Raw genomic sequence first — 24,934 nt, forward strand, 5'->3', positions numbered from 1 at the left:
TATGGTAAACCTGCTTATTGCAGACGACCATCCGCTTTACAGAGACGCCCTCAAAGGGGCGTTGAATTTAGCGTTGAAAGATCTGAATATTGTTGAAGCTGGCAACTTAAACGAAACTGTTGCTATATTAGAAGCACAAGATATTGATCTGCTACTGCTCGACCTACACATGCCAGGTAGCAGTGATTTGTTTGGGCTTTTGCACATACAAAAAACCTTTCCTGGGCTGCCAATTGCAGTGGTATCAGGCACAGAAGATACGGCATTGATATCTAAAGTTGTCGGCCTTGGTGCGATGGGCTTTATTCCCAAAACAGCAAGCGCTCAAGAAATCAATGATGCCGTAAACACAATGCTGGAAGGAGATGTTTGGGTACCAGAAACACTGCGCCAGCAAATTGAGCAAGTGGATGAACACTTTTCAATTTTGGCTGAAAATGTCGCAAGCTTAACCCCTTCACAATACAAAGTACTTTGCTATATGCGTGATGGCCTTCTAAATAAACAAATAGCTTACAATTTAGATATTGCTGAAGCGACAGTAAAAGCGCATGTTACCGCTATCTTTAGAAAACTAGGTATTAACAATCGTACACAAGCTGTCCTAATTGCAACTGAACTGCAACTAGAGCCGCCAGCTCACTAACATGAGAAGCGGGCTTATATGAAAGTTCAACGCTATGTTCGAAGCCTGCATAAATGGCTTGGTCTAGTATTAGTTATCCAACTATTTTTCTGGATTGCCGGTGGTTTGATTATGAGTGCCATACCACTTGAAAATGTACATGGAAAGCACCTAGCTGTTAAGGAACTTCCAAATCCATTTAGCTTTCATGATTATTCATTTGACTTACAAACCGTGTTAAATGACCTTAACGCAGGCTCAAAGGCGTCAAATCGCTTCACAAGTACGCAAAGAGTTGAGTTTACCGAGTATCAAGGAACACCCGCTTATCTGATCACCAGTGCTACCGGCCAAGAGCTGCGCTCTGCAATTGACGGCTTAGCTTTCCCTACTTTACGCGCTGAGCAGGTTCGCAGCTTAGCTAAACAACACTATATATACACAGGCAACCCGAGTAAGAAGATAGCTTCAACGACGCTATTAGAGATAGCTCCACAAGAGGTCGCAACACAGAGCGATCGACTATGGCGTGTGAATTTTGATGATACTTGGAATACCAGTTTATATTTCTCTGATTCAAGTGCTCAATTGGTATCAATAAGGAGTGATATTTGGCGTTTATTCGATTTTGTGTGGATGTTACACATTATGGATTATGATGAACGTGAAGACTTCAACAACCCCCTTCTCATCGCATTTGCAGCTTGCTCAGTGTTATTTACCATAACAGGTATGTTGATGTTAATGCGCAGCCTTCGCTACCGACCTAAGCAGAAGATATAAAATAAAAGCCGCGACCCAGAGCAGTGCTCAGAAATAAAGCAACAAAGTGTGAAAAAACAAATTTATGTTATCGCTTATGCTGCTTATAGTTGTGAATCTTATTTATATTTCGCCGCGGTGATGAATTTTGTCATACTTTGAATCAAGGTTCTTAATTTGGCCGGTTTTAAAGGTTTACTGAGATAATTCACACCTTGCTCTTTACAATGCCTAATAAGATCGTCACCGCGTTTTGCGGTTAACAAACACGCAGGCAGAACAATGTTTAGCTTACTACGAATCGAGTCTATAATTTCTAAACCAGTTGGTCCTTTGCCTAGCTGGTAATCAACCAGAAGAATTTGCGGCGAAAAGTGCTCACAAAGCTCGACGGCATCTTTATAGTTGAGTGCAGTTCTGGTATCCACTCCCCACTTATTCAGCAGGGTCTCCATGGCATCTAGATTCTCTTGTTGATCGTCAACGCAAAGTATACGCAGGCCATCAAACACCGACGTCGCTTTATTCATTGCTGCACCCACTTGCTCCACAGCGGGCATTTCTGCAAACATAATAGAAAAACAACTGCCCCGGTTTTCTTCAGATACAACCTTTACAGCACATTTGAGCTGTTGGCTTAGTCGCTTTACTACGCCTAAACCAAGTCCGATCCCTTGCTCATTTGAATTCTCTACCCGATAGAAGTCACTAAAAATAGCCGCTTGTTGTATCAGCGGAATACCTATGCCAGTGTCTCTTACTTCAATCAGTATTTTTCCATTCCGTTTTCTGGTGCTGAGTAACACTTTACCACTTTGTGTATATTTCACCGCATTCGACACTAAATTTTGAATTATCCTATACACGTAGGTCCTATCTGCGCTAATCCAAACATCGTGAATTCGGTGTTTAAAAATAAGGCCTTTCTCTTTTGCTTTCATACTTAGTTCATTGATGATGGGGGTAAGCGTTTCCCGCAGGTTGATGGTTTCAATGAACGGTTTCAGTTCACCTTGGTCAAGGCGGGAGATATCTAATATAGTCGCAATTAAGGCCTCGCTAGAAACGACCGAGTCATTAAGTTTGCTGATAATTCTAGTGGTGTCTTGATCGAGTTTTGTTTCCTGCAAAGCAGATAGATAGAGTTTTGCCGCATTCAAGGGCTGTAAAACATCGTGACTGGCAAGTGCTAAAAAGCGTGATTTACTGGCGTTAGCCTCTTCGGCTTCTTTGCGTGCACGAATAAGCTCCTTTTCAGCCTCATTTCTGCGTTCGATTTCAAGTCTTAGTTCGGCATTAATTGAATGTACTTCTTGTGTTCTTTTACGAACACTTTGCTCAAGGTTACTGTTGCTTTCTTCCAACGCTTGTTGCAACTCCACGCGATCAGTGATGTCTTGGAAACTGGTAACGAAACCACCACCAGGAAGAGGGTTACCAATCATTTCTATGACACGCCCATCATCTCTTTGGCGAGAAAAGCGATGGGCTTGCCCAGATTTAAGTCGGCTCATGCGTTTTTGTACTCGTTCCTCAAGTTCACCACTCATGACTTTGCTATGCGCGACGTTATAGCGAATGAGCTCCTCTATTGGCATTCCCACATTCACCATTTCTACAGGAAAGTGAAAAAGGTCGATATAGGGTTTATTCCAAGCCACAAGGTTTAGGTTTTTATCTACCACGCTAATACCTTGATCAAGGTTTTCTAGCGATGTCATTAAGGCGCTTACATTGAAGTCGACTGCCTGCGCAGACTCTTCAAAAAAGTTGACGACTTCGGTGATATCCAGTTTCTTACCTCCGACTAAACTGTCGATGAGAGCTTTAGCGCTAGATGAGCCAACAACGCCACCAAGGGCTCGCTCACAGAATGCTAAAAAGTCGCTTTGTACAGGGTCTTGCATATTAAGCTGCAAGCCTTGTTGGTGGGTATAATCAAGAAAGAGTTGCTTGCTTCTGACGTCGCCTGTAAATTTTGTAATCAGGGTGTGCAGGTCCTCTACCGTAACGGTGTGAGACTGATTGCTTTGCGAAACGAACTTTTTGTCAGCAGGCGATACAAACGCTTCAGCTTGAATTCGATCAATTAAACGCGACTGGGTAAATAAGGAAAATGAAATATAGCCAATAAGGTTCGCGACTAAACTTACCATCGCGCCTTGGCTCAGAACCTCCGATTGATCTTTACCCGGATCGCCGCCTCCCAATATGGGTAGCATCAGCCACAATGTCCACACCACAATTCCGGCTAATAGCCCTGCATATACGCCATGTGCATGGCCTCGCTTCCAATAGAGGGCACCGACTATCGATGGTAGTAAATGAATGAGTAGTGAAAAGGCCAGTATGCCTATGGATGCTAAGCTTGCTTCGTTAGTCATTTGCTGTTGATACAAAAAGGCTAATATCAATATTAATAAGATAATGGCTCTGCGAAGTGTTTTAATTCGCCTAATTTTGTTTACTTGTAATTTACTGTTTAGCTCTAGCAACTTTGGCAATACAACGTCGTTAGTAATCATCGTACTGAGAGTTAAGGTGGCGACAATAATCATGGCGGTTGCAGCGGAGAGCCCACCTAAAAATACTATCATTTGAAGTACAAGGGAGTCGGACAAACTAGCTAGTGCCAACACATAGTTATCGGCTTTTACATTAGCGTTTGATCCCGGGGCATTAAATATCGCATCACCGGCTGCTGCTATCACAGGAATCGTTGCGGCGATAATTACCAAATACAAAGGAAATACCCATCGAGCCTGCTTCAGATGCGTCAAGTTGAGGTTATCGACGACCGCAACGTGGAATTGTCGTGGAAGGCATATCACAGCCGCAGCAGCCATCAGCGTTTGTGCCCAAAAAGTAAAGGAGCCAAAAGTACTGAGCGCTTCACTGCTCTTAAAGCTGCTTAGCAATTCAGTCTCGGTCGCGCTTTGGTAGTATTGATAACCAACGACAGCGATGAGAACTAAGGCAAGTAGCTTAATACAAGACTCGAATGATATTGCTAACATCAATCCTCGACGATACTCGGTAACGTCGGTATTCCGAGTGCCAAAATACATTGCAAAAATGGCAATAAACAAAGTCGCGGCTATTACAACATAGGTGGGCTTCTCTTGTGTTGAGATGATCGTAAACAAAGACCCAATCGCTTTGAGTTGCAAAGCGATATAAGGAATGGTGGCCAACAGAGCAATGATAGTGACAAGTAAAGCAACGGTTTGTCGCTTCCCGTAGCGTGCGCTAATGAAATCGGCAATAGTGCTAATATGCTGCTTTTTGCTTACAAGCATCAGCTTTCGCATAAAACGATGAAACACGACATAAACTATTATCGGGCCCAATAAAATTGGAAGAAACAGCCAATTATCTCGGCTCGCTTGTCCTACTGCTCCGAAAAAAGTCCAAGCAGTACAGTATATACCCAGCGCCAGAGAATAAACCAAAGGGTGTGATGTTAACCAGCGGGAAGTAGGCGTATTCCTGTCACCCCATTTTGCTATCCAAAATAAAAAACACAGATAGAAAAGGGCAAGTGCCAACCATCCAAATGACATAGAAAATCCTTACAAGCTATTTACATACGCAACTGTATCACAATAAATAGTGGGTCTACGACTACTAAGACCATGGTCTAATTTTACGTTTTATTAACAAGGGATAAAGTAAGACCATCACTGCTACTACACCTAATTAACTAGCTGAGGAATACAAAGATGGCTTTTAAAAATGAAGGAGATCAGAAGGCATACTGGAAGGATAATCTGTCCCTCCTGTTTACACTTCTCATTGTTTGGTTCGTCGTCTCATTTGGCGCCGGTATTATTTTCGTTGACCTACTTAATCAGGTCCAATTTTTTGGATTTAAATTAGGTTTCTGGTTTGCCCAACAGGGCTCAATCTATGTTTTTGTTGGCTTAATTTTCTTCTATGTGAAGAAGATGAACGATCTCGACAAAAAATATGGCGTGGACGAGGAGTAGACGATGAGCGTTCAAATCTTAACATTTCTGATAGTAGGTGCTTCATTCTTACTGTACTTGGGCATTGCTGTTTGGGCTAGGGCCGGGTCAACCAACGATTTTTATGTGGCCGGTGGTGGCGTTCACCCTGTATTAAACGGCATGGCAACGGCGGCTGATTGGATGTCGGCAGCCTCTTTTATCTCAATGGCAGGCCTAGTTTCCTTCATGGGTTACGATGGCGCTGTATATTTGATGGGTTGGACCGGCGGTTACGTGCTACTCGCCCTTTGTTTGGCGCCATATTTACGCAAGTTCGGCAAATTCACGGTGCCAGATTTTATTGGCGATCGTTACTACTCGCAAACAGCAAGAACGGTTGCGGTCATTTGCGCAATTTTTGTGTGCTTTACCTATGTGATAGGTCAAATGCGTGGGGTTGGTGTTGTCTTCAGTCGCTTCTTGGAAGTTGAGCTGTGGTTAGGCGTAGTGATTGGCATGGGGGTTGTGTTCTTCTACACTGTCTTAGGCGGTATGAAAGGCATCACTTACACCCAAGTTGCTCAGTTCTGCGTACTCATTTTTGCTTACTTAGTACCCGCAGTGTTTATATCTATACTAATGACAGGGCACGTATTACCGCAAACGGGCTTTGGCGCGACGCTTGTCGACAGCTCTACCTATCTCTTAGATAAACTCGACATGCTCTCAACTGACTTAGGGTTTGCTGAGTACACGTCGAATAAAAAATCCTTACTGGATATCTTCTGTATTACGTTTGCATTAATGGTGGGCACCGCGGGATTGCCTCATGTCATCGTGCGCTTCTTCACTGTGCCGAAAGTGCGCGACGCACGCAGAAGTGCCGGCTGGGCCTTGGCGTTTATTGCTATTCTTTACACCACTGCGCCATCGTTAGCCGCTTTTGCCCGTGTGAATATGATTGAAACCATCAATGGCCCACAAGCCACAGGCACCTCTTATGCTGAAGCACCAAGTTGGATAAAGAACTGGGAAAAAACCAATCTTATTAAGCATGATGATAAAAATGGCGATGGCAAAATGTTTTACTCGGGCGACGAACGCAACGAGATGACTATCGACCGCGACATTATGGTTTTGGCTAATCCAGAAATTGCGAATTTACCGGCTTGGGTGATCGCATTAGTCGCCGCTGGTGGTGTTGCTGCAGCATTGTCTACATCGGCGGGTTTGTTGCTGGTCATTTCGTCATCGGTATCGCATGACTTACTTAAGAAAAATCTGATGCCGAATATTACCGATAAACAGGAGCTGTTATCTGCAAGGCTGGCCGCCGCAATCGCAATACTCATTGCAGGCTACTTTGGCATACATCCGCCAGGCTTTGTGGCCGCAATAGTCGCTTTTGCTTTTGGTTTGGCTGCCTCTAGTTTCTTCCCGGTGATCATCATGGGTATTTTCAGTAAGCGTATGAACGATAAAGGGGCAATAGCTGGCATGGTGACGGGTATCACTTTCACTGCCGCCTATATTATCTATTTTAAATTCGTGAGCCCTGAGATGAACCTTACTGAAAACTGGTTGTTTGGTATATCCCCCGAAGGTATCGGCACCATTGGCATGCTGATAAACTTTGCGGTTGCTCTTACCGTATTTAAATTTACTGACGAGGCTCCCAAAGAAATACAAGACTTGGTGGAAAGCATTCGTTTCCCTAAAGGAGCAGGAGAAGCCACCGGTCACTAGCTACTGAAACCTGAGACCAAAGCCCAGCCATGCTGGGCTTTTTCAGTGCCTAGCGAAAGTGGATAGCCCTGGCCTCTCTGCTTCTGCAAAGACGCTGTGCCGCGTTGCGGCAGGTCATCCATGACCCGCTCTACTAAAACCATCCATGGTTTTAGACGCTTTGCGCCAGCAGAGAGGTCAAGGCTATCCACTTTCGCTAGGCTGGACTGTTGGCAAATGTAAAAACGCTGTGCCGCGTTGCGGCAGGTCATCCATGACCCGCGCTACTAAAACCGTCGATGGTTTTAGACGCTTTGCGCCAACATAGAGGCCAAGGCTATCCACTTTGGCTATGCTGGACTGTTGGCAAATGTAAAAACGCTGTGCCGCGTTGCGGCAGGTCATCCATGACCCGCTCTGCTAGAACCATCCATGGTTTTAGACGCTTTGCGCCAGCAGAGAGGCCAAGGCTATCCACTTTGGCTATGCTGGACTGTTGGCAAATGTAAAAACGCTGTGCCGCGTTGCGGCAGGTCATCCATGACCCGCTCTACTAAAACCATCCATGGTTTTAGACGCTTTGCGCCAGCATAGAGGTCAAGGCTATCCACTTTGGCTAGGCTGGACTGTTGGCAAATGCAAAGCAATATCGACGGTAAAACGAACTGGGAACTTAGAGGGTCAGCGCCGATTGTGGGTGATGAAGTAGAAAGTTTCTAAAGCCATGGATGGCTTTAGCTAAGCGGGCCAGGATGGCCTGGAGCGAAAGCGACACAACGTCTTTCAGCTTCATCACCCACAAGCTGTGATTGCCTTTTAACATAGACAACACAGGCATTGCCGTCTAACAAAGACAACACAGCCAATGCCTTCTAACTTAGATGGGTTGATGTTTGTCAATGTAATGTGACTGTAAAAGAGTATGATATTTACGTGAGTAGAGTGGGGGAATAGACGATGACGGCAGTGCCAAAACAGGTAGCTGATTTTTTAAGAGAGTCAGGGCCCTTCGATTTGCTTGATGACGAGCACCGGCTCAACATTGCCAAAAAAAGCCAGCTAATTTATCTCACAGCCGAAAACCACGACGAGATGTTACAACAGCATCGGCATTCGCTGTTTTTAATTCAAAGCGGCCAGTACTCTGTCAAAGACGGTGAGGGTGCCCTAAAGCACTTGAGTGATGGCGACTACTTCGGTTACGCCGCGTTGCTAGATGGCGTTGATTACAAGCTAGATATGACCGTAGACAGCCCAGGCTTAATTATCTGTATATCCAAGGCAAGTTTCGATGGTGCCATGCAATATCCAAAATTTGCGCAATTTTTCAACGCAGCAAAGGACGATATGCTTGAGCATGATGCCGTTACTGACGCTAATTCAATGTGGTTGCATAAGCCGCTTTGTGAAGTGAGCCAAGTTAAGCCCATTGCGCTTGCAAAAACAGATTCAATTCAAAGTGCTGCCGCTTTAATGTGCGAGAAAGCCATATCTTCGGTGCTGGTTATCGAAAATAACGCTCTCATCGGTATCGTAACCGACCGAGATCTACGCAATCGAGTTGTTGCTGCTGGGCTGGATATGCAACTGCCGGTGGAACACGTCATGACCACCCAGCCTGCTTACTTGACCAAGAATAAGACCCTTTTTGATGCTGTTTTACTGATGAGCGAAAGGTCTATTAACCATCTGCCTGTGCTTGATGCAGTAAGTAACGAGCCTGTTACCATGATAACGGCGACAGATATATTCAAACAGCAGCGAAATAACGTGCTGTTTGTTATTAGTGATATATCAAAAGCCAACAACTTATATGAGTTAACACGCAGTTCTTGGCTCTTGCCACATTACTTTTCATCAAGCGCAAAGCGTTTAGGGGATTTTGATATTGCGGGTAAAGTCCTATCTCAGGCGACCGATGTAATGACTCGAAAGTTAATCAACTTTTTTCAACAAAAGCACGGCAAGGCACCAATACCCTATTGTTGGTTAGTTTATGGTTCACAAGCGCGCGAAGATCAAACGATGGGTTCGGATCAAGATAACGCGTTGCTATTTGCTGAAGAGCCTAGTGACGAGCAAGCTACTTATTTTGCAAAGATGGCCGAGTATGTGTGTTCAGGACTTGGGAAATGTGGCATAAAGTTGTGTGACGGTAACATTATGGCATCAAATCCAGCACTGCGGGTATCGCTGGGTCGAGCCATCGAAGAATCCAAGTCGTGGGTGCGCCAACCAACACCGGAAGCCATGCTTGCGTTTAATATTTTTCTTGATGCGCGTGCAGCAGCTGGAGATTTTTCTCTGTTTAAAAGTCTGCAAAAAGAGCGCAAAAAGCAATTCAGTAACAGTCTATTTTTGGCCGCACTGGCTCGACAAGCAAATGAACAGTCTGTGCCTTTGTCGATGTTTCAAAAATTTGTTTACGCTAAAAATAGACCAGAAAAAGACAGCATAGATCTAAAGCATAGTGCAATTGCTATCGTAAACAATCTAGCGCGTCTCCATGCCTTAGCTAACGGGATTACGGTGCCATCTACTATCGGAAGGTTAAATAACCTGCCAAAATCTTCCGGTATCGCCGAGGCCGATATTAAAAATTTAAAAGATATTTGGTTATTTTTAAACCGACTGCGTTGGCGACATCAATTACATAGAAAAGTGCAAGACAACTTTATTCGAATAAGTGATTTGTCGTCTATTGAAAAGCATCAGCTTAAGGCCGCTTTTAAGGCAATTCATCGCGCTCAACAGGCCGCAGTGCTCAAATATAGCGGAGGTATTGGGTAGTGGCGTCGCTTTTTGCTCACTTCTTTTCTTCGAAGGCTTTCAGCAATAGCTTTCTTACAAAGTCTTGGCCAGTGAGTAAAGAGTGGAAGGAAAGTTCGCTGCTTTCCACACCCCTTCTTGGCATTGACCTTGAATTAACTAGTCTGCAAACTGACGTCGCAAAAATAACATCTATCGCCTGGCTTGAGGCAAAGGCGCAATCCATCAATATGGATAGCGCACAATATAGCCTTGTTCGGACAAGTGGTGATCTAGCACAAAGCCCAGTGATTCACGGCTTAACTGCGAAGGATCTGGCACAAGGTGAACATGTTAGTGTGCTGGTAAAACAGTTGGAATCTTATTCGAAAACACATATATGGGTGTTGCATAATGCAGCACTTGATATGCAGGTGCTGCACAAGGTGGCCACTTCACTAAAGCTTCCTGAAAGCTACATTCTAACACTCGACACCATGCTGCTCGAACTGTACCTTCTGAACAAAGCACAAGCTCCGGTAAAACAGAACGCGCTTACCTTAGAAGAATGTAGGCAACGCTATCAGCTTCCGTCAGCGCCCAATCACAATGCACTTGACGATGCCCTTGCCAGCTTGACCCTCGCTTTTGCTCAACTTCACGCAATAGATGCCAAAGGTGTTGCAACGATAGGTGATCTCTTGCAGAGCAAAGCATTTAGGGTGTTTCGCGTAGGTATTGAAGGTAAAAGAAATGTAGGGAAGCGTTGAATTGGGCATCGTATGATTCTCATTTGAGCTTCAACAGTATAAAAGCTAGTATAAAAAACAAACAAGTGACGCGTTAATTGAAATGTGGAGTTGTGTGATGCAAATTCGTTTTTACTTTCCTGTCCTTTGCTTGGTCGCTTTGGCTACTTTTTTGTTAAGTGCTTGTACGTCTTCTAAATTGCGAGTGGGAAATGAGTTAAGCTTGTCACAAACGCAACTTCTTGACGATGAAGTGTTTCCCGAGTATCACCTTTATCAGATTGAAAGCACGAACGAGATATTTTTTCTCGACGAAAGCGCGCGAATTTTTGTTGATACAGCAATAGCAAAAGGTCGAACAGAAAAAGAGCAGGTAGAACAACTCATTGGCGCTATATTTGCTCGAACAGACTTGGATTTAGTCTATCAAGAAGCGGCGAATACCACCGCTGATACTACCTTCACGAGCGCTGCAGCTAATTGTTTATCGCTTTCAATTATGACCTACGCAATGGCCGAGTATGCCGGTTTTGACAGCGATTTTCAGCTTGTACACATTCCTGAATATTGGACTAGACGCGACGGTTACTCATTACTTAACGGGCACATAAACCTAAAGATTGTGCCGAGGGCGAACGCTGGAATCACCCAGTTTTTTGAAAACAGAATGGTAATTGATTTTGATACTGAAATAAGTTCGAAGCGCTTCCCTGCGAGCAAGGTGACTAAAAATTATGTGGTTGCTATGTTCTATAACAATAAGGGGACAGATGCACTATTAGAGCGCAATTACACCAAGGCTTATCGTTATTTTAAAGCGGCTATTCAGAGTAACGAATACTACGAGGGTTCATGGGTAAACCTTGGGTATTTGTACCGGTTAATGGGAAAGGTTGAATTGGCAGAGCAAAGTTATCTTCGCGCAATAGAGCTTGATGATAATCATCTTACTGCTTGGGAAAATTTAGCTATATTGTATCGCAAGATAGGGGATGTTAAGTCAGCTAATTCTATTCAAAGCTATATAAAATCGAAACGTCAGAGCAATCCGTTTTACCATCTCATGCTTGGCGAAATTGAGCGAGATAAGGGTGACTACACCGCCAGTATTAAGCATTTCCAAGAAGCTATACGCCTAGATGAAAATCAGCATCAATTTTACTTTTCTTTAGCTACTTCGTTCTTCGAGATGGGGGACTTAGACAGTGCCAAACGTTATATGTTGTTGGCAAAAAGAAAGGCCCCAGCGAGTCAAGTCGCTGAGACCTATTCAAGCAAAGTGTCTGCTATCCGGGCTATACAAGCCAAATAGTTAAGCCAGTTAGAGCACGCCAAGTTCAGTTAAGCGTTCGTGTAAGTAACTCCCTGCGGTATGACGCTCAGATAGCTTCACATCGGGGCGTGGATGCAAGAAAAGCGGCAATGAAATACGTGCTTTTGTCATGTCGGTACCTTCCGGATTCACTACTCTGTGAGTGGTTGAAGGGAAGTAATGACCGGATGCTTCTTGTAGCATATCGCCGATATTAACGATCAGGTTGCCGAAATCACAAGGCACATCCAACCAAGTTCCGTCCTTGGCCTTAACTTGCAAGCCAGGCTCATTTGCTGCTGGAAGAAGGGTAATGAGGTTGATGTCTTCATGGGCCGCCGCCCTGATTGCGTCAGCTTCTTCATCACCCGCAAGTGGTGGGTAATGTAACACTCGCAATAAGGTTTGATCGCTGCCATCGATCATGTCTGATAGTGGCATACTGTAGTGCTTGCTAACTTCCGCTGGTGACTCTTGTTCAATCCAGTTTAATAGTTGAGCAGCAAGTTCAGAGGTATTGTTGTAGTAGTTATCTAACTCTGCTTTTAGACTGCTTGGGCACTGACCCCAAGGGTAAAAATGATAATACTCTTTGATGTCTTTCTTCTTAAAGCCTTTCGCGACTTCTGAAACGCTTTGAGGGAAGAAGCCATCTTGCTTGTCTTTGTTATACAGATAATTTTGTTTTTCATCAGTGTTAAAAAATGCTTCCCAGTTTCGATATATATCGGCAACGCTTTGTTGCTTAATTGGGTGATTCTTAAGAACACCGAAACCCGTTTGGCGTAGTGATTCTACAAATTTTTGCGCGGCGTCGGGCGCCGTGAAATCAACTGCTTCTAATTTCATGTGTAATGCCTGTGTATATATATTTCTGTCGATTAGTGTCTAAACGCTTCCAGATGCTAAGTGCAAATTTACATACTTAAAGAAATAAAAATTCCTGCCAAGCTTGCACTCATAAAGTTAGCTAAGGTTGCTGCAAACACTGCTTTTAAGCCCAGTTGCGCAATTTCTTTGCGTCTTGTTGGGGCTAGTGCGCCAATACCACCCATCAAAATAGCGATGGATGACAAATTAGCGAAACCACATAAAGCAAAAGTGATAATTGCCTGTGATAAAGGTGATAATTTGTCGGCAGTTTCAATGAGTGCAACATAAGCCACAAACTCATTAAGCACTATTTTCTGGCCTATTAGTGAACCTGCAATATTCGCTTCGTTCCATGGTACGCCAATAAGCCATGCGATGGGCTGAAAAACATAGCCCAATATAAGCTGAATGCTAACCTCTTGGTCGGTAAACCAAGCGGCAATGCCGCCTATCATGCCATTCAAAAGCGCAATGAGGGCAATGAATGCCAATAGCATTGCGCCCACATTAACTGCAAGCTTCATCCCTGATGTTGCACCGCTAGCTGCTGCGTCGAAGATATTAGCGTATTCTTCGTTATCTTCCTTGACGTCGGTCAAGGTTTCATTGGTTTTGGTTGTTTCGGGCTCTAACATCTTTGCCATCATCAAACCGCCAGGTGCAGCCATGAAGCTAGCGGCTAGCAGGTATTTCAACTCGATCCCCATGCCAGCGAAACCAGCCATAATAGAACCGGCTATCGAGGCTAAACCACCCACCATTACAGCGAAAAGTTCTGAGCGGGTCATCGTTGGTAAAAAGGGTTTGATAATCAAGGGCGCTTCAGTTTGGCCAACAAAAATATTCGCCGCGGCCGACATTGATTCAGGTCGGCTGGTACCGAGCATTTTTTGCAAAGCGCCGCCAATAATCCGAATTACCCAAGACATGATGCCAAGGTGGTAAAGCACTGCAATGAGTGATGAAAAGAAGATAATCACTGGCAAAACGTTGATCACGAATATAAAACCAAGCGACTCGTTGCCATTTAATCCGCCAAATAAGAAGCTGATGCCATCCTCACTGTATGAGATCACATTAGCAACGTATTGTGTTAGGCCATTTAAAAAGGAAATTCCCCAGCTCGAATAAAGAATAAAGGCGCCTAATGCCGCTTGTATTGCAAAGGCACCGCCTACCGTTCGCCAATTAATATTTTTCTTCGCGGAGGAAAACAAAAATGCCATGCCGACTAAAAAGCCGATGCCGAGTATACCAGTCATAATTTTATCGCTTTGTTATTGTTGTTATTTATAAAATCGCCTTTCGGCCTGTTGCTTGGTCCCGCTGTAATCGTCGTTATTCATTCTGATGTTTTTAATGGTTTTTTGAAAAACCATCTCAGTGCTACGACAACTAAGGTCCCTTTATACTGGCGTTTTACCTTCGAGTAAATAAGTACTCAACACGTCAACGGCCAAATGATTCTCTCCGCCATGTGGTACGATCAAGTCAGCAAAGGTTTTGCTTGGCTCAATAAATTTATGATACATGGGTTTTACTGTATCTTCGTACTGTTTGGCAACCGAGTTAATTGTGCGACCGCGTTCTTGCGTGTCACGAAGCATTCTTCGCATCAGGCATACATCAAGCGGAGTATCGACAAACACTTTAATGTCGAATTGGTCGAAGAGTTGGATCTGCGTTAAAAGCATAATGCCCTCGATGATAATGATCGGTGAAGGGCTGACTACTTCAAAATCTGGCAAGCGCGTGTGGGTTACATAACAGTAACTAGGATATTCAATGCTAGAGCCAGTATTTAATTCTTGTAGGTGTTGATTAAGCAAATCGTGCTCAAATGCATCCGGGTGGTCATAATTTGTACTAGCACGCTCTTCAATCGCGATGTGATCCTGAGCTTTGTAATAGTGGTCTTCTTGCAACACTAATACATCTCGTTCGTGCTGACTTAACTTTAACGCTAGGTTTTGCGTAAAGAGTGACTTGCCTGAGCCTGAAGCGCCCGAGATTGCAAGGATGATAGGTTTTGCCATGGTCTTATTTTCACCGCAGATATAATTCCCAATAGGATACCCTCTTGCTGAGTTCCAATCAATTTAAGAAGACACGATCACTCTATTATTCAAGAAGTTGTTGTAATATTCGCAACAACTGTCATAAAAATGGCGATATTCTGCTGAAATAGTTTATAATAATCGCGCGAAATAATATTTTTACGCTTTTAGGGTGATTTCATAGTGTAAATGCGTCAAAGAAACGCATGGTGTCATAAATTTGAAACACAACACAACGACAATCACTCTGCAAAAATACTCAACTAAACTAACATAGGGATTAAAATATGTTTGCTAAGATGAAATTGAACCGTATTGCACTGGCAGTAGCGGTATCAGTTGGCTTATCAACGGCTGCTATAGCACAGGAAACATCTTCATCGTTGCGCGGTACTGTTGCAACTGAAGCTGGTCAAATTGTAAGTGGCGCAACAGTCACACTAATTGACACTCGTACAGGCAGTGCTAGAACAATACAAACTTCTGCTAACGGTACTTTCAACGCTCGTGGTTTGCGTGTTGGCGGTCCATACACTTTGATCGTAGCAGAAAGCGAAGGTTCAAGAACAATTGAAGACGTATACGTAAACTTGGGTGAAGCTGCTGAATTAACTATCAGCCTTGTACCAAGTGCAGCGGTTGAAAGAATCGTTGTTACTGGTTCTGCCAGTGGTTTGATTACAGAAACAGTTGGTCCATCTTCAAACTATGGCTTTGATGATTTGCAGTTCCAACCGTCGGTTGACCGTGACATCAAAGACGTAATTCAAAACGACCCGCGCATTACTATCGACGCAACTAATTCAAGCGCAATTCAGTGTGCTGGCGGAAACAACCGCGGTAACAGCGTCACAGTTGACGGTGTACAACAAAACGATAACTTCGGCCTAAATGGTAACGGTTACCCAACTGAGCGCTTGCCTTTCCCATTCGACGCAATCGACCAAGTCGATGTTCAGCTTGCTCCTTTTGATGTCACTTATGGTGGTTTCACTGGTTGTAATATCAATGCTGTTATTCGAAGCGGTGCAAACGATGTGTTCGGTTCTGTATTCATTGATTACACTAACGATGACATGCAAGGCAACACTATTGAAGGCAACTCTTTTGACGTTGCTGAATTCGATGAAATTCGTTACGGCTTCACTGTTGGTGCTCCAATTATCAAAGATACCTTATTTATCTTTGGTGCTTTCGAAAAACATGAACCTACTCAAATCTTCAACAACGGCCCAGAAGGCGCAGGCTTTGCCTCTCCTATTGCTGGTCTGACAGTTGCTGACCTTGAAGAAGTTCGCCAAATCGCTCGTGACGTTTACGGTTACGAAGTAGGTGAGATTCTTAACTCAGCTGATGAAAGAGAAGAAAAAGTACTTATCAAATTAGAGTGGTTAATCAATGATGATCACCGTGCTACTTTGACTTACCAAAACACCGACGGCAACACTGTTAGCTCTACAGGCTCAAGCACTTCTAGCTACGCCTTCAACGATCGTTACTATGAAAGAGCAAACGAGTTAACCACACTTGTTGGTTCTGTCTATTCAAACTGGACGGATAACTTCTCTACTGAAGTACGTTTAGCGAAAGCTGAAGTGAAAAATGGTCAAAAACCGTTTACATCAGACGCTAGTTTTGCTGATGTGACAATTCAAGATGCTTTCGGTAGTGTTGATATCAACTTAGGTGCTGACCAATTCCGTCAAGCAAACATCCTAAACTACGATACATTAAACGGTAAAATCGCTGGTACTTACGTTGTAGGTGATCACGAAATTACTGCTGGTTACGAGTTCCAAGCAACTGACGTATTCAACTTGTTTGTACCACGCAGCCAAGGTCGTATTATTTTTAACAATACTGACGACAGAAACGGTCCTGAAGAAAGTGGTTTAGAGAACTTCAGAAACCAACTAGCCCAGCAAATTGAGTATGCTATTCCTGCGTCTTTAGATCCGAATGACGGTGCTGCTGCCTTCACTTTTGACAACAGCACTTTTTATGTTCAAGACAAGTGGTATGCAACTGACGACCTAACGTTAACATTTGGTCTACGTTACGACACATGGACTTCAGACGACAAGCCTGTTCAAAATGATCGCTTCGAAACACGCTACGGCTTCTCGAATGCACAAGAACCTGACATGGACTTGCTACAACCACGTCTCGGCTTTAACTACATTGTAAGCTCTGATACCTTCGTATATGGTGGTGTTGGATTGTTTGCTGGTGGTAACCCGAACGTTTGGTTGTCTAACAACTATTCAAACAATGGTGTAACTATCCTTGGTTCTGACATTGAGAGAACAGGAAGCTCAAGTGCTGAAGAGCTTGCCGCTCTTAACGGTGCAAATACCGCTAACTTTGGTTTAGAAGTTCCTCAATTAAGCGTAGATAGCTTGACTGGTGGTGACGGTGCAGTGAATGCTCTTGACCCAGACTTTGAAATTCCATCATTGTGGAAATACAACATTGGTACGCAGCACTCTTTTGAGAATGACGTACTAGTGGGTATTGACTTCATCTACTCTGTTTACCAAGATAGCGCGAAAACTATCCCATTGAACGTTGTTCCAAACGGTCGTGCACCTGATAACCGTCCTATCTATCGTGATTTCGATGTATTTGACGCTGATTGTGCTGCTGGTGGCGATGAAAGTCGTTGTGGCCGCTCAGGTACAGATTACTTGCTTACCAACTCTGATGAAGATGGCGATGCTTTCGTAGCGTCAACTTTCGTAACCAAGCGTTTTGATAACGGCTTTAAAACGACTCTTGGCTATGCATTCCAAAACATCAATGATGGTAGCCCAATGAACAGCTCTACCGCTAGCTCTAACTTTGGTAACTTATCAGTAAGTGACCTTAATGAGCCAGGTATAGCAACTAGTAACTATGAAACAGAGCATCGTTTCACTTTACAAATGAGCTACGTAACTCAGTTCGTTGATGGCTTAGACACACGTTTCACTCTTTTCGGAACGCGTCAAAGCGGTAGACCTTTCAGTTTTACTTTCGATAATGATCCAGGTTTTGGTGATGAAAGAAGCTTCGAAGATCGTAACTTACTTTATGTTCCAAGAATTGACGATCCGCTAGTAAACTACTCTAGCCCTGAAGTTCAAGCAGAAATCGACAACTTCATTGAAGAGTACGGCTTAGAAGGTAAGCGTGGTCAAATCTTAGACCGTAACTCACAAAGAAGTGCTTGGTGGACTCGTATCGATCTACGTGTTTCTCAAGAAGTTCCGGGTTTCATGGAAGGTCATAAAGGTGAAGTTTACTTCGCTATCCGCAACCTAGGTAACCTAATCAACGATGATTGGGGTGTATTACGTCAGGTTCCATTTGAGTATAACTCAGCGGTAATTGATGCAACTATCAATGATGACGGTACATATACTTACACTAACTTCGACGGAGTTCGTGACCAAGGTATATTCAATGACCCATCAACTTACTCTATTCGTGTAGGTGTTAAATATACTTTCTAATCAGTATATTAATGCTGCCTTTAAGTTAGCTTAAAGGCAGTCGGATAGAAAAAGTAGCATAAAAAAAACCTAGCTCTGTAAAGATGCTAGGTTTTTTTATTATCTGCGATAAATCTTGACATTGCTTAGCCTTATGCTTGCGAACAAAACACACGGAGTGCTTAAGATAAACGCGCTTTAAACTCCTCATAGCTAAAGCTTTTTATTAAGTCAAAGCTTTGATCTTTGCGTAGTATTCCTATTGCCGGGTGCTCTACGCCATTAAAAAATGTAGTTTTGACCATGGTGTAATGCAGCATATCTTCAAACACTAGCTTCTCTCCACGTTGTATTTCATGATCGAAGCTATAGCTATCAATTATGTCACCCGCGAGGCAGCTGTTACCTCCAAGCTTGTAAGAAAACGCTTTTTCATTCGCACTACCAGCCCCAGTAATTGTTGGACGGTAGGGCATTTCTAATACATCGGGCATGTGGGCCGTGGCGCTTATATCAAGGATAAGGATTTTCCCATCATTTTCGACAATATCCACCACTTCAGCAACTAACGGCCCTGCTTGCCAAGCCACTGCTGAACCGGGCTCCATAATAATTCTCAAGTAAGGATATTTCTTCTTAAATGCCGTTAAGCTAGCAATGAGATGCTCGATATCATAGCCGGTCTTGGTCATCAGATGGCCACCACCAATGTTAAGCCATTTAAGTGATGGTAAATACCGCCCAAATTTATCATCGATAGCTTGCAAGGTGCGCTCGGTTGCAAAAGAATCACATTCACAGAGATTGTGGACATGAAAGCCCTCTATACCACTTAAGTCTGCGTTTACGAGCTGAGAGGCTAATATGCCTAAACGAGAGCCAGGCGCGCAAGGGTCGTATAAAGCGGTGTCGGCTTCTTGATTTTCAGGGTTTACTCTAAGGCCCGGCGATACCCCAGTTGCCAGCACTTGTGTTTTAAATGTCTGCCATTGGTGCAAGCTATTAAAAGAGAGGTGGTTAACTAAGCCTAGTAACTCATCCATATCTTTTTGTTTATAGGCTGGCGAATAGCAATGCACCTCACCGCCCATTTCATATTTAGCCAATTTTGCTTCCCAAACTGCGCTTGCTGTGGCGCCTTTTAGGTAATTTTTGACCAAAGGGAAGGTCGACCACATCGAAAATCCCTTCAGTGCCAAAATAATATCAACACCGCTACGTTCTTGCACTTCAGCCATTATTTGCAAATTACTCTCTAATTTGGCCTCATCGCACACATAGCAGGGCGACGGGATGTCGCTGCGTATGAACTTACTCATAGGTTGCTCGCTAAATGCTCGTTATTTACTAAAAGGACTTTGTTCACATTCCAATACATGCCAAGGTAGACCATGTTCATTAAGCATCGCCATGAATGGGTCGGGATCGAATTGCTCCATGTTCCACACACCGGGTTTCTTCCATGTATTATTGAGCATAAGTGCTGCACCAATCATGGCGGGAACACCGGTAGTATAACTCACTGCTTGAGCGCCCACTTCTTCATTGCAAACCGCATGGTCACAGTTGTTATAAATAAAGATGGTTTTCTCTTTACCATCTTTAATGCCAGTAATATAGGTACCGATACAGGTCATGCCTGTGTAGCCCTCGGCAAGTGAGCCAGGATTTGGCAATACGGCTTTCAAGAATTCTAATGGTACTACTTGCTGACCTTGAAACTCGATTGGCTCAATGCTGGTCATGCCGATGCCTTCGAGTACTTTTAGATGATTGAGATAAGCATCTCCAAAGGTCATCCAGAAGCGCGCGCGTTTGAGGCTAGGGAAGTGTTTAACCAGAGACTCTAACTCTTCGTGAAACATTAGGTAAGAGGCGCGCGTGCCGATATTCTGATAATCAAGATCTTCTCTCACACTTAATGGTTCTGTTTCCTTCCATTCGCCATTCTCCCAGAAACGTCCGCGTTGAGTGATTTCTCTAATATTAATTTCGGGGTTGAAGTTGGTGGCGAAGGCCTGACCATGATCACCGCCATTGCAGTCAACAATATCAAGATAATGAATTTCGTCAAAATAGTGCTTCGCCGCATAAGCGGTATATACATTCGTTACGCCGGGGTCGAAACCACTTCCGAGCAGTGCCATAATACCGGCTTCTTGAAAGCGTTGTTGATACGCCCACTGCCAAGAGTATTCGAATTTGGCAACATCTTTAGGCTCATAATTTGCGGTATCGAGGTAGTCAGTTTTGGTTGCCAAACATGCATCCATGATGGGCAAATCTTGATAAGGTAAGGCTAAGTTAACCACTAAGTCTGGTTTTACTTCGTTAATCAATGCCGTCACTGCATCTGCATTATCCGCGTCAACACTATAAACAGCTTTTAGCCTATCGCTACCGACTTCGTCTTGCAAGGCTTGGCATTTTGACAGGGTTCGGCTGGCTAAGTAAATTTCGTCGAACAGCGCAGGTAAACGAGCGCACTTTTTAACAGTAACAGAAGACACGCCGCCGGCGCCGATTATAAGAACTCGAGACATTAGTTTTCCTCAGTAAGATAATGGCTGGATCGTAACAGTAATTTTTGAATAGGCAAGCACAAGAAACTGTTAAAAAGAATAGACTTAGTCTGAAAAATCGCAAGTGTAAGGTTTGCCGAGGGCAATGCTATCGCCTTCATAGCTGTAGGGGTATAAGCTCAATGTATTTTCACCATTGCTGTCGCACAAGCTAAACATTAAACCGTCGGTTTCATTATTGTCTTCGCTTCGCAGTGTCGCGGCATATACTAAGAGGCCAACCGCGTTCTCCGCATGGATTTTATTGATATTTATAAGACGCTCAAGCTTTTCTATCATGCCAAAACTCGCACCGTTTGGGTGTTGATTTTTTGTGTCGCTGTCGTCGAGGAATAAACACTGCACTTGGTCATCGACAGACAGAACGGCAAAAGGATACAGCATTTCACAGTGGCTGAGCATGGTTTCGCAAAGCGTGAGTGCTTTGTCGATGAGCTCTGCATGCTGTATATGTTCTTTTAAGATCATATGCTGGTTCACGTGGTTGCCTCTATGCGCTGAATTGGCTAAAAAATGTTGCTTGATTATGTGTTAGTAAACGGAAATAAGGGAAGAATAGTTCAATAACGATAGTCGAAATACCTCCTTATTAAGGTTCTCCCCTTCATACTTTAGTATAAGATATTTATGCCAAATACAACACCAACAAAAATTACCAACACACAGCGCTGACAAAGGATGCCGACTAAGGCTTAGTTGGAGGGCGTTTGCCTTGAAGACCACCGGTGTGTAAAAGCAGTAATTTACTACCCTTAGAAAAGCGGCCTTGTTCGAGCATGTTATTCACCGCATAAAACAGTTTTCCTGAATAACAGGGTTCAATTCTAATACTCTTTTCTTCTGCGTCGGGGTGATGATTTATCTCTTTCACACTGGCACAAAAGGCGTCTAACTCGGGCGATGTTTTCGCATAGCCGCCAAAACTGTAATGATGTTCAATTTGCCAATCACTTGTTTCAGGTGGCCTAAACTGTGGCAAAAATTGTTGTACCAGGCCTTCAAGGTAGCCTTCACCCTTAAGCACTGCCACTCCGGTAATTGTCTTGGCGATCGACTTGTTGGTAGCGTGCTCCGCCTTTACTACACCTGCCATTGTTGCGCCGCTAGCTACGGGTAAAAAGAACTCGTCGAAAATACTGGCATTAAGCTGAGCAAGTTCGAGCTCTTGAGCTTGTTCTTGTATTTCTTGCATCATCTGGGCAAGCCCATGCAATGAGGATATTTGCGAGCCGCCTTCGGGAATTATTAAATCTGCGTCGAACTTGCTTTTGAGCTGTTGTAAATATTCAGGGTCATGTCTTCTGCGATAGTCCGTTTTGCTAACAAAGTGAAGACGCGCACCCCACAAGGTCATATCTTGCAGTGTCGGATTCAAAGTTTCGTTTGCGAGGTACTGCCCTCTGATCACCGCGATAAGCGCAATGTTTAGTTTGTTACAACAATAGGCAAGTGCATGAAGATGGTTAGAATAAGCGCCTCCAAAGCTGACTATGCGTCTAGGGCGAGAGGCCTGTGTTGCGAGCGCCTCGCTCTGTGTTTCAAAAGTTGCAAGGGCGTGCTGTAATTTACGCCATTTATTACCCGATATAATGGGGTGGAGCAAGTCATCACGCTTGCACCATACTTGAATCTGCTCATGTAATGTGGTCGCTATAGTGCTATTAAATTCCAGTTGAGCTGGCAATTTTATTTGATGAAGTGGCGAGTTCTGCGCAATACCCAAATAGTTGGCCATGGTCGATATGTGTCGGAAGGGGTGATGCATTCGTATTCCATATTACATAAGTTTAACGGGGCTGGATGATCTTAATCAGCTATCATCAACGTTAACTATTCAAATTAATTAAGAGCAGGAGCCTTGTATGTTAATAACGAGACTAACAAGACTAACAAAAAGCATAGCTATATTAGGTGTGCTTGCATTCACCTGCAAGCTAGCATTTGCGAATGCCGCTGTGGCCAACAAAGTCACATTAGCCAGTGCTTCCGAATCTACGGCATCACCCATGAGTTTACGCGAGATTTCCAAACGTTACATACCTCAGCCTGAAACGGTAGGAAAAGCAAGGCTTAAGGTCATGTTCTGGAAGATATATGACGCGCAATTAATGGCGACTAAGGGCGAATGGCAAGAGGGGGCGCCTTTCGCTTTATCACTCACTTATTTACGAGATTTCGACGGTGAAGAAATTGCCAGCCGCTCGGTGGATGAGATGCGAGATTTAGGCTACGACGACGAAGTTGATTTGGCGAAATGGTTTGAACAAATGCGAGCAGTGTTCCCCGACGTGAAAGAGGGCGATAATATCACGGGTGTGCTTGATGAAAATCGCCATACACACTTTTATTATCGAGGTCAAAAGGTGGGTAGTATTGATGATGTTACCTTCGGGCAGTCGTTTTTTGACATATGGTTGAGCGATAAAACCTCAGAACCAAAAATGCGTAAGCAACTATTAGGCTTAAACTAATCAATATTGACAAAAAGGACAGGAAAATGACAAGTAAGCTTATCTACAAAATAGTCGCGATAGCGTTTGTTGCTGCATTTTTATCGGCTTGCTCGGTATCGATCGACCCAGACAAATATCAGCAAATGGAGCCTAAATTCAATATAGAGTCATTTTTTGACGGCAAGGTGAAAGCGTGGGGGATAGTACAAAACCGTGATGGTGATATTGTGCAGCGTTTCATAGTTAACATCGATGCTTACACGCAAGATGACAAGCTTATATTAGACGAAACCTTTGAATATGGGCTAGGTGAAGGCCCACTTAAACGAGTATGGACGCTTACCAAGAATGCTGATGGGAGCTACACTGGAAATGCCGATGACATCGCTGGGCCCGCAACAGGCACTCCGCATGGTAATGCATTTAACTTTGTATACGAAATGGATTTGGCAGTTGGTGACTCAACTTATCGCGTGAATTTTGATGATTGGTTTTGGGCTTTCGACGAAAACACAATGATGAATCGTTCGTACATTAAAAAGTTTGGCCTAGTGATGGCTGAGGTGACTATTTTCATGCAAAAGCAATAAGCGTCATTTGCGTGTAGTAAAACCGCTGTGATCCTTATGGTAGTCATCTTCCAAACCTAGTCCTTTGACTAGTTTTCCCAATAATGACGACAACCATGCAAGAGGTAATATTCTTGCAGCAAGTCGAGCTCGTTGTGATTGATACCCATACACTATACGTGCTCTATTATGCATTACCGCATTCGCTATTTTGTTTGCTAGTGCGGACGGTTCGGTTTTCAAAAAGCGCTCTTTGAAGCGCTGACTATGCTCTAGTCTAGTGATGTTGGTATTTATGCCTCCGGGGTGTACCAAGTGCACTTGAATATGCGGGTGCACCAAAGCAAGTTCGGCTTTGAGTGATTCGGTGTAGCCTCTAATTGCAAATTTGCTTGCACAGTAGTCGGCGGTATTTGGTGGTGCCATTAAACCAAATATGCTCGACACATTAATCAATGCCGCCCACGGCTCATTACTTAAATACGGCAACACATGTTTAGTGCTGTATGCCATGCCATAAAAGTTGACATCCATTACCCGCTTTAAGCTTGCTGTTGTGCTAGCCCAAACAGGTTGCCCCGAGCCCTCAATACCAGCATTGTTAATTAGTAGGTTAATCCCTCCCAAAGCAGCCGCCGTTTCAGCTAGAAACACGACCCAAGCATCTTCATCGGCAACATCAAGAACGCTGTGATAAAGCTCAGTATTAGGATGTGTCGATTCTATACCCTTAACAACTTCATTAAGGGCTTTTTTGTCGATATCACAAAGGGCAAGCTTACAACCAAGTTCGGCGAATAAATGGGCCAAAGCAAGTCCAATTCCTGAGGCCGCACCGGTCACAACGACCGCTTTGTCTTGGTAAAAGTGAATGAGCTTTGTTGTTGGCATAGCATTTATCCTTACGAAGCAAACTGAGTTATTACCTCTAGCATATAGCGTTTAATTTTATTGAGGAAATTATTTCAAGTATTTGTAGCAATTAATGTCGTTTATCCACGAAACGCGCTATATTGATATCATGAGACGAGTATGTGTACATAGCGCCTGATAGAG

The 24,934-nt window shown here is 43.8% G+C and carries 22 protein-coding genes; 10 read left to right on the forward strand and 12 right to left on the reverse strand.

All coding sequences use genetic code 11. The features are described from left to right. Nucleotide 1: 1 nt before the first annotated feature. Both ISG33_RS00910 and ISG33_RS00915 read left to right on the forward strand, forming a co-directional pair. On the forward strand, nt 2-646 hold the full coding sequence (locus ISG33_RS00910) for a response regulator transcription factor (RefSeq protein ID WP_195731701.1): 645 nt from the start codon (nt 2-4) through the stop codon (nt 644-646). Between the two features lie 18 nt (nt 647-664). Next, nucleotides 665-1,408 (forward strand): hypothetical protein, encoded by a 744-nt coding sequence (locus ISG33_RS00915; RefSeq protein ID WP_195731702.1) that lies wholly within the window; start codon nt 665-667, stop codon nt 1,406-1,408. A gap of 98 nt (nt 1,409-1,506) precedes the next feature. Here the strand turns inward: ISG33_RS00915 and ISG33_RS00920 are convergent, their stop codons facing one another. Further along, a complete protein-coding gene (locus tag ISG33_RS00920; RefSeq protein WP_195731703.1) occupies nt 1,507-4,950 on the reverse strand; it encodes a PAS domain-containing hybrid sensor histidine kinase/response regulator in 3,444 nt (1,147 codons plus the stop codon). 159 nt (nt 4,951-5,109) lie between these two features. Between ISG33_RS00920 and ISG33_RS00925 the strand changes: the two genes are divergently transcribed. Continuing rightward, nucleotides 5,110-5,376, forward strand: coding sequence for a DUF4212 domain-containing protein (locus ISG33_RS00925; RefSeq protein WP_195731704.1), 267 nt, complete (start codon nt 5,110-5,112; stop codon nt 5,374-5,376). 3 nt (nt 5,377-5,379) lie between these two features. Continuing rightward, complete coding sequence (locus ISG33_RS00930; protein ID WP_195731705.1) at nt 5,380-7,083, forward strand: sodium:solute symporter family protein; 1,704 nt, start codon at nt 5,380-5,382, stop codon at nt 7,081-7,083. Here the strand turns inward: ISG33_RS00930 and ISG33_RS00935 are convergent. The 3 genes from ISG33_RS00935 to ISG33_RS17145 form a co-directional block, all read right to left on the reverse strand. Beyond that, nucleotides 7,080-7,334 carry a hypothetical protein gene (locus ISG33_RS00935; RefSeq protein WP_195731706.1) on the reverse strand — a complete coding sequence of 85 codons (255 nt, stop codon included), beginning with the start codon at nt 7,332-7,334 and terminating at the stop codon, nt 7,080-7,082. The two genes, ISG33_RS00930 and ISG33_RS00935, sit on opposite strands and share 4 nt — an antisense overlap. A gap of 65 nt (nt 7,335-7,399) precedes the next feature. Further along, nucleotides 7,400-7,600 (reverse strand): hypothetical protein, encoded by a 201-nt coding sequence (locus ISG33_RS00940; RefSeq protein WP_195731707.1) that lies wholly within the window; start codon nt 7,598-7,600, stop codon nt 7,400-7,402. 196 nt (nt 7,601-7,796) lie between these two features. Continuing rightward, nucleotides 7,797-7,922 carry a hypothetical protein gene (locus ISG33_RS17145; protein ID WP_255528843.1) on the reverse strand — a complete coding sequence of 42 codons (126 nt, stop codon included), beginning with the start codon at nt 7,920-7,922 and terminating at the stop codon, nt 7,797-7,799. A gap of 97 nt (nt 7,923-8,019) precedes the next feature. Between ISG33_RS17145 and ISG33_RS00945 the strand changes: the two genes are divergently transcribed. The 3 genes from ISG33_RS00945 (at nt 8,020) to ISG33_RS00955 (ending at nt 11,871) form a co-directional block, all read left to right on the forward strand. Beyond that, nucleotides 8,020-9,852, forward strand: a complete 1,833-nt coding sequence (locus tag ISG33_RS00945; protein ID WP_195731708.1) for a DUF294 nucleotidyltransferase-like domain-containing protein — start codon at nt 8,020-8,022, stop codon at nt 9,850-9,852. After that, nucleotides 9,852-10,580 (forward strand): 3'-5' exonuclease, encoded by a 729-nt coding sequence (locus tag ISG33_RS00950; RefSeq protein ID WP_229333407.1) that lies wholly within the window; start codon nt 9,852-9,854, stop codon nt 10,578-10,580. The genes ISG33_RS00945 and ISG33_RS00950 overlap by 1 nt, the downstream gene beginning before the upstream one ends. 97 nt (nt 10,581-10,677) lie before the next feature. Beyond that, on the forward strand, nt 10,678-11,871 hold the full coding sequence (locus ISG33_RS00955) for a tetratricopeptide repeat protein (protein WP_195731709.1): 1,194 nt from the start codon (nt 10,678-10,680) through the stop codon (nt 11,869-11,871). A 9-nt stretch (nt 11,872-11,880) separates the two neighbouring features. On the opposite strand, the gene ISG33_RS00960 is transcribed toward ISG33_RS00955, so the two are convergent. From ISG33_RS00960 to udk, 3 genes are all read right to left on the reverse strand, one after another. Beyond that, nucleotides 11,881-12,720 carry a 2OG-Fe(II) oxygenase family protein gene (locus ISG33_RS00960; protein ID WP_195731710.1) on the reverse strand — a complete coding sequence of 280 codons (840 nt, stop codon included), beginning with the start codon at nt 12,718-12,720 and terminating at the stop codon, nt 11,881-11,883. A gap of 68 nt (nt 12,721-12,788) precedes the next feature. After that, entirely contained in the window at nt 12,789-14,006 is a 1,218-nt protein-coding gene (locus ISG33_RS00965) for a NupC/NupG family nucleoside CNT transporter (RefSeq protein ID WP_195731711.1), read from the reverse strand. 144 nt (nt 14,007-14,150) lie between these two features. Next, nucleotides 14,151-14,780, reverse strand: a complete 630-nt coding sequence (gene udk / locus ISG33_RS00970) for a uridine kinase (protein ID WP_195731712.1) — start codon at nt 14,778-14,780, stop codon at nt 14,151-14,153. 308 nt (nt 14,781-15,088) lie between these two features. On the opposite strand from udk, the gene ISG33_RS00975 reads away from it, so the two are divergent. Continuing rightward, nucleotides 15,089-18,295: a TonB-dependent receptor gene (locus ISG33_RS00975; RefSeq protein ID WP_195731713.1), complete on the forward strand. Its 3,207-nt coding sequence runs from the start codon at nt 15,089-15,091 to the stop codon at nt 18,293-18,295. 161 nt (nt 18,296-18,456) lie between these two features. Here the strand turns inward: ISG33_RS00975 and nspC are convergent, their stop codons facing one another. The 4 genes from nspC to ISG33_RS00995 form a co-directional block, all read right to left on the reverse strand. Continuing rightward, a complete protein-coding gene (gene nspC, locus ISG33_RS00980) occupies nt 18,457-19,593 on the reverse strand; it encodes a carboxynorspermidine decarboxylase (protein ID WP_195731714.1) in 1,137 nt (378 codons plus the stop codon). Nucleotides 19,594-19,614: 21 nt separating this feature from the next. After that, nucleotides 19,615-20,817 (reverse strand): saccharopine dehydrogenase family protein, encoded by a 1,203-nt coding sequence (locus ISG33_RS00985; protein ID WP_195731715.1) that lies wholly within the window; start codon nt 20,815-20,817, stop codon nt 19,615-19,617. A gap of 84 nt (nt 20,818-20,901) precedes the next feature. Beyond that, a complete protein-coding gene (locus tag ISG33_RS00990; protein WP_229333408.1) occupies nt 20,902-21,336 on the reverse strand; it encodes a hypothetical protein in 435 nt (144 codons plus the stop codon). Nucleotides 21,337-21,541: 205 nt separating this feature from the next. Continuing rightward, the gene (locus ISG33_RS00995; protein WP_195731716.1) at nt 21,542-22,621 is read right to left on the reverse strand and encodes a 1-aminocyclopropane-1-carboxylate deaminase/D-cysteine desulfhydrase; all 1,080 of its coding nucleotides are present in this window, start codon (nt 22,619-22,621) and stop codon (nt 21,542-21,544) included. A gap of 97 nt (nt 22,622-22,718) precedes the next feature. Here ISG33_RS00995 and ISG33_RS01000 point away from each other — a divergent pair, with 97 nt between their 5' ends. Together ISG33_RS01000 and ISG33_RS01005 are read left to right on the forward strand one after the other, a co-directional pair. Continuing rightward, nucleotides 22,719-23,327: a chalcone isomerase family protein gene (locus tag ISG33_RS01000; protein WP_195731717.1), complete on the forward strand. Its 609-nt coding sequence runs from the start codon at nt 22,719-22,721 to the stop codon at nt 23,325-23,327. 26 nt (nt 23,328-23,353) lie between these two features. Next, entirely contained in the window at nt 23,354-23,899 is a 546-nt protein-coding gene (locus ISG33_RS01005; protein WP_195731718.1) for a DUF3833 domain-containing protein, read from the forward strand. Between the two features lie 3 nt (nt 23,900-23,902). On the opposite strand, the gene ISG33_RS01010 is transcribed toward ISG33_RS01005, so the two are convergent. After that, nucleotides 23,903-24,769 carry an SDR family NAD(P)-dependent oxidoreductase gene (locus ISG33_RS01010; RefSeq protein ID WP_195731719.1) on the reverse strand — a complete coding sequence of 289 codons (867 nt, stop codon included), beginning with the start codon at nt 24,767-24,769 and terminating at the stop codon, nt 23,903-23,905. Nucleotides 24,770-24,934: the final 165 nt, after the last annotated feature.

This window comes from Marinibium conchae (genome assembly GCF_015595035.1).
Classification (GTDB): domain Bacteria; phylum Pseudomonadota; class Gammaproteobacteria; order Enterobacterales; family Alteromonadaceae; genus Glaciecola.

Bases quoted from the DNA above. Each gene is read 5' to 3' on its own strand.
- ISG33_RS00945 (WP_195731708.1), top strand. From the start codon at position 8,020: ATGACGGCAGTGCCAAAACAGGTAGCTGATTTTTTAAGAGAGTCAGGG.
- ISG33_RS00915 (WP_195731702.1), top strand. From the start codon at position 665: ATGAAAGTTCAACGCTATGTTCGAAGCCTGCATAAATGGCTTGGTCTA.
- ISG33_RS00940 (WP_195731707.1), bottom strand. From the start codon at position 7,600: ATGACCTGCCGCAACGCGGCACAGCGTTTTTACATTTGCCAACAGTCC.
- ISG33_RS00960 (WP_195731710.1), bottom strand. From the start codon at position 12,720: ATGAAATTAGAAGCAGTTGATTTCACGGCGCCCGACGCCGCGCAAAAA.
- ISG33_RS00965 (WP_195731711.1), bottom strand. From the start codon at position 14,006: ATGACTGGTATACTCGGCATCGGCTTTTTAGTCGGCATGGCATTTTTG.
- ISG33_RS01010 (WP_195731719.1), bottom strand. From the start codon at position 24,769: ATGCCAACAACAAAGCTCATTCACTTTTACCAAGACAAAGCGGTCGTT.
- ISG33_RS00955 (WP_195731709.1), top strand. From the start codon at position 10,678: ATGCAAATTCGTTTTTACTTTCCTGTCCTTTGCTTGGTCGCTTTGGCT.
- ISG33_RS00910 (WP_195731701.1), top strand. From the start codon at position 2: ATGGTAAACCTGCTTATTGCAGACGACCATCCGCTTTACAGAGACGCC.
- ISG33_RS00920 (WP_195731703.1), bottom strand. From the start codon at position 4,950: ATGTCATTTGGATGGTTGGCACTTGCCCTTTTCTATCTGTGTTTTTTA.
- ISG33_RS00985 (WP_195731715.1), bottom strand. From the start codon at position 20,817: ATGTCTCGAGTTCTTATAATCGGCGCCGGCGGCGTGTCTTCTGTTACT.
- ISG33_RS00975 (WP_195731713.1), top strand. From the start codon at position 15,089: ATGTTTGCTAAGATGAAATTGAACCGTATTGCACTGGCAGTAGCGGTA.
- udk (WP_195731712.1), bottom strand. From the start codon at position 14,780: ATGGCAAAACCTATCATCCTTGCAATCTCGGGCGCTTCAGGCTCAGGC.
- nspC (WP_195731714.1), bottom strand. From the start codon at position 19,593: ATGAGTAAGTTCATACGCAGCGACATCCCGTCGCCCTGCTATGTGTGC.
- ISG33_RS01000 (WP_195731717.1), top strand. From the start codon at position 22,719: ATGTTAATAACGAGACTAACAAGACTAACAAAAAGCATAGCTATATTA.
- ISG33_RS00935 (WP_195731706.1), bottom strand. From the start codon at position 7,334: ATGACCTGCCGCAACGCGGCACAGCGTTTTTACATTTGCCAACAGTCC.
- ISG33_RS00925 (WP_195731704.1), top strand. From the start codon at position 5,110: ATGGCTTTTAAAAATGAAGGAGATCAGAAGGCATACTGGAAGGATAAT.
- ISG33_RS00930 (WP_195731705.1), top strand. From the start codon at position 5,380: ATGAGCGTTCAAATCTTAACATTTCTGATAGTAGGTGCTTCATTCTTA.
- ISG33_RS01005 (WP_195731718.1), top strand. From the start codon at position 23,354: ATGACAAGTAAGCTTATCTACAAAATAGTCGCGATAGCGTTTGTTGCT.
- ISG33_RS00995 (WP_195731716.1), bottom strand. From the start codon at position 22,621: ATGCATCACCCCTTCCGACACATATCGACCATGGCCAACTATTTGGGT.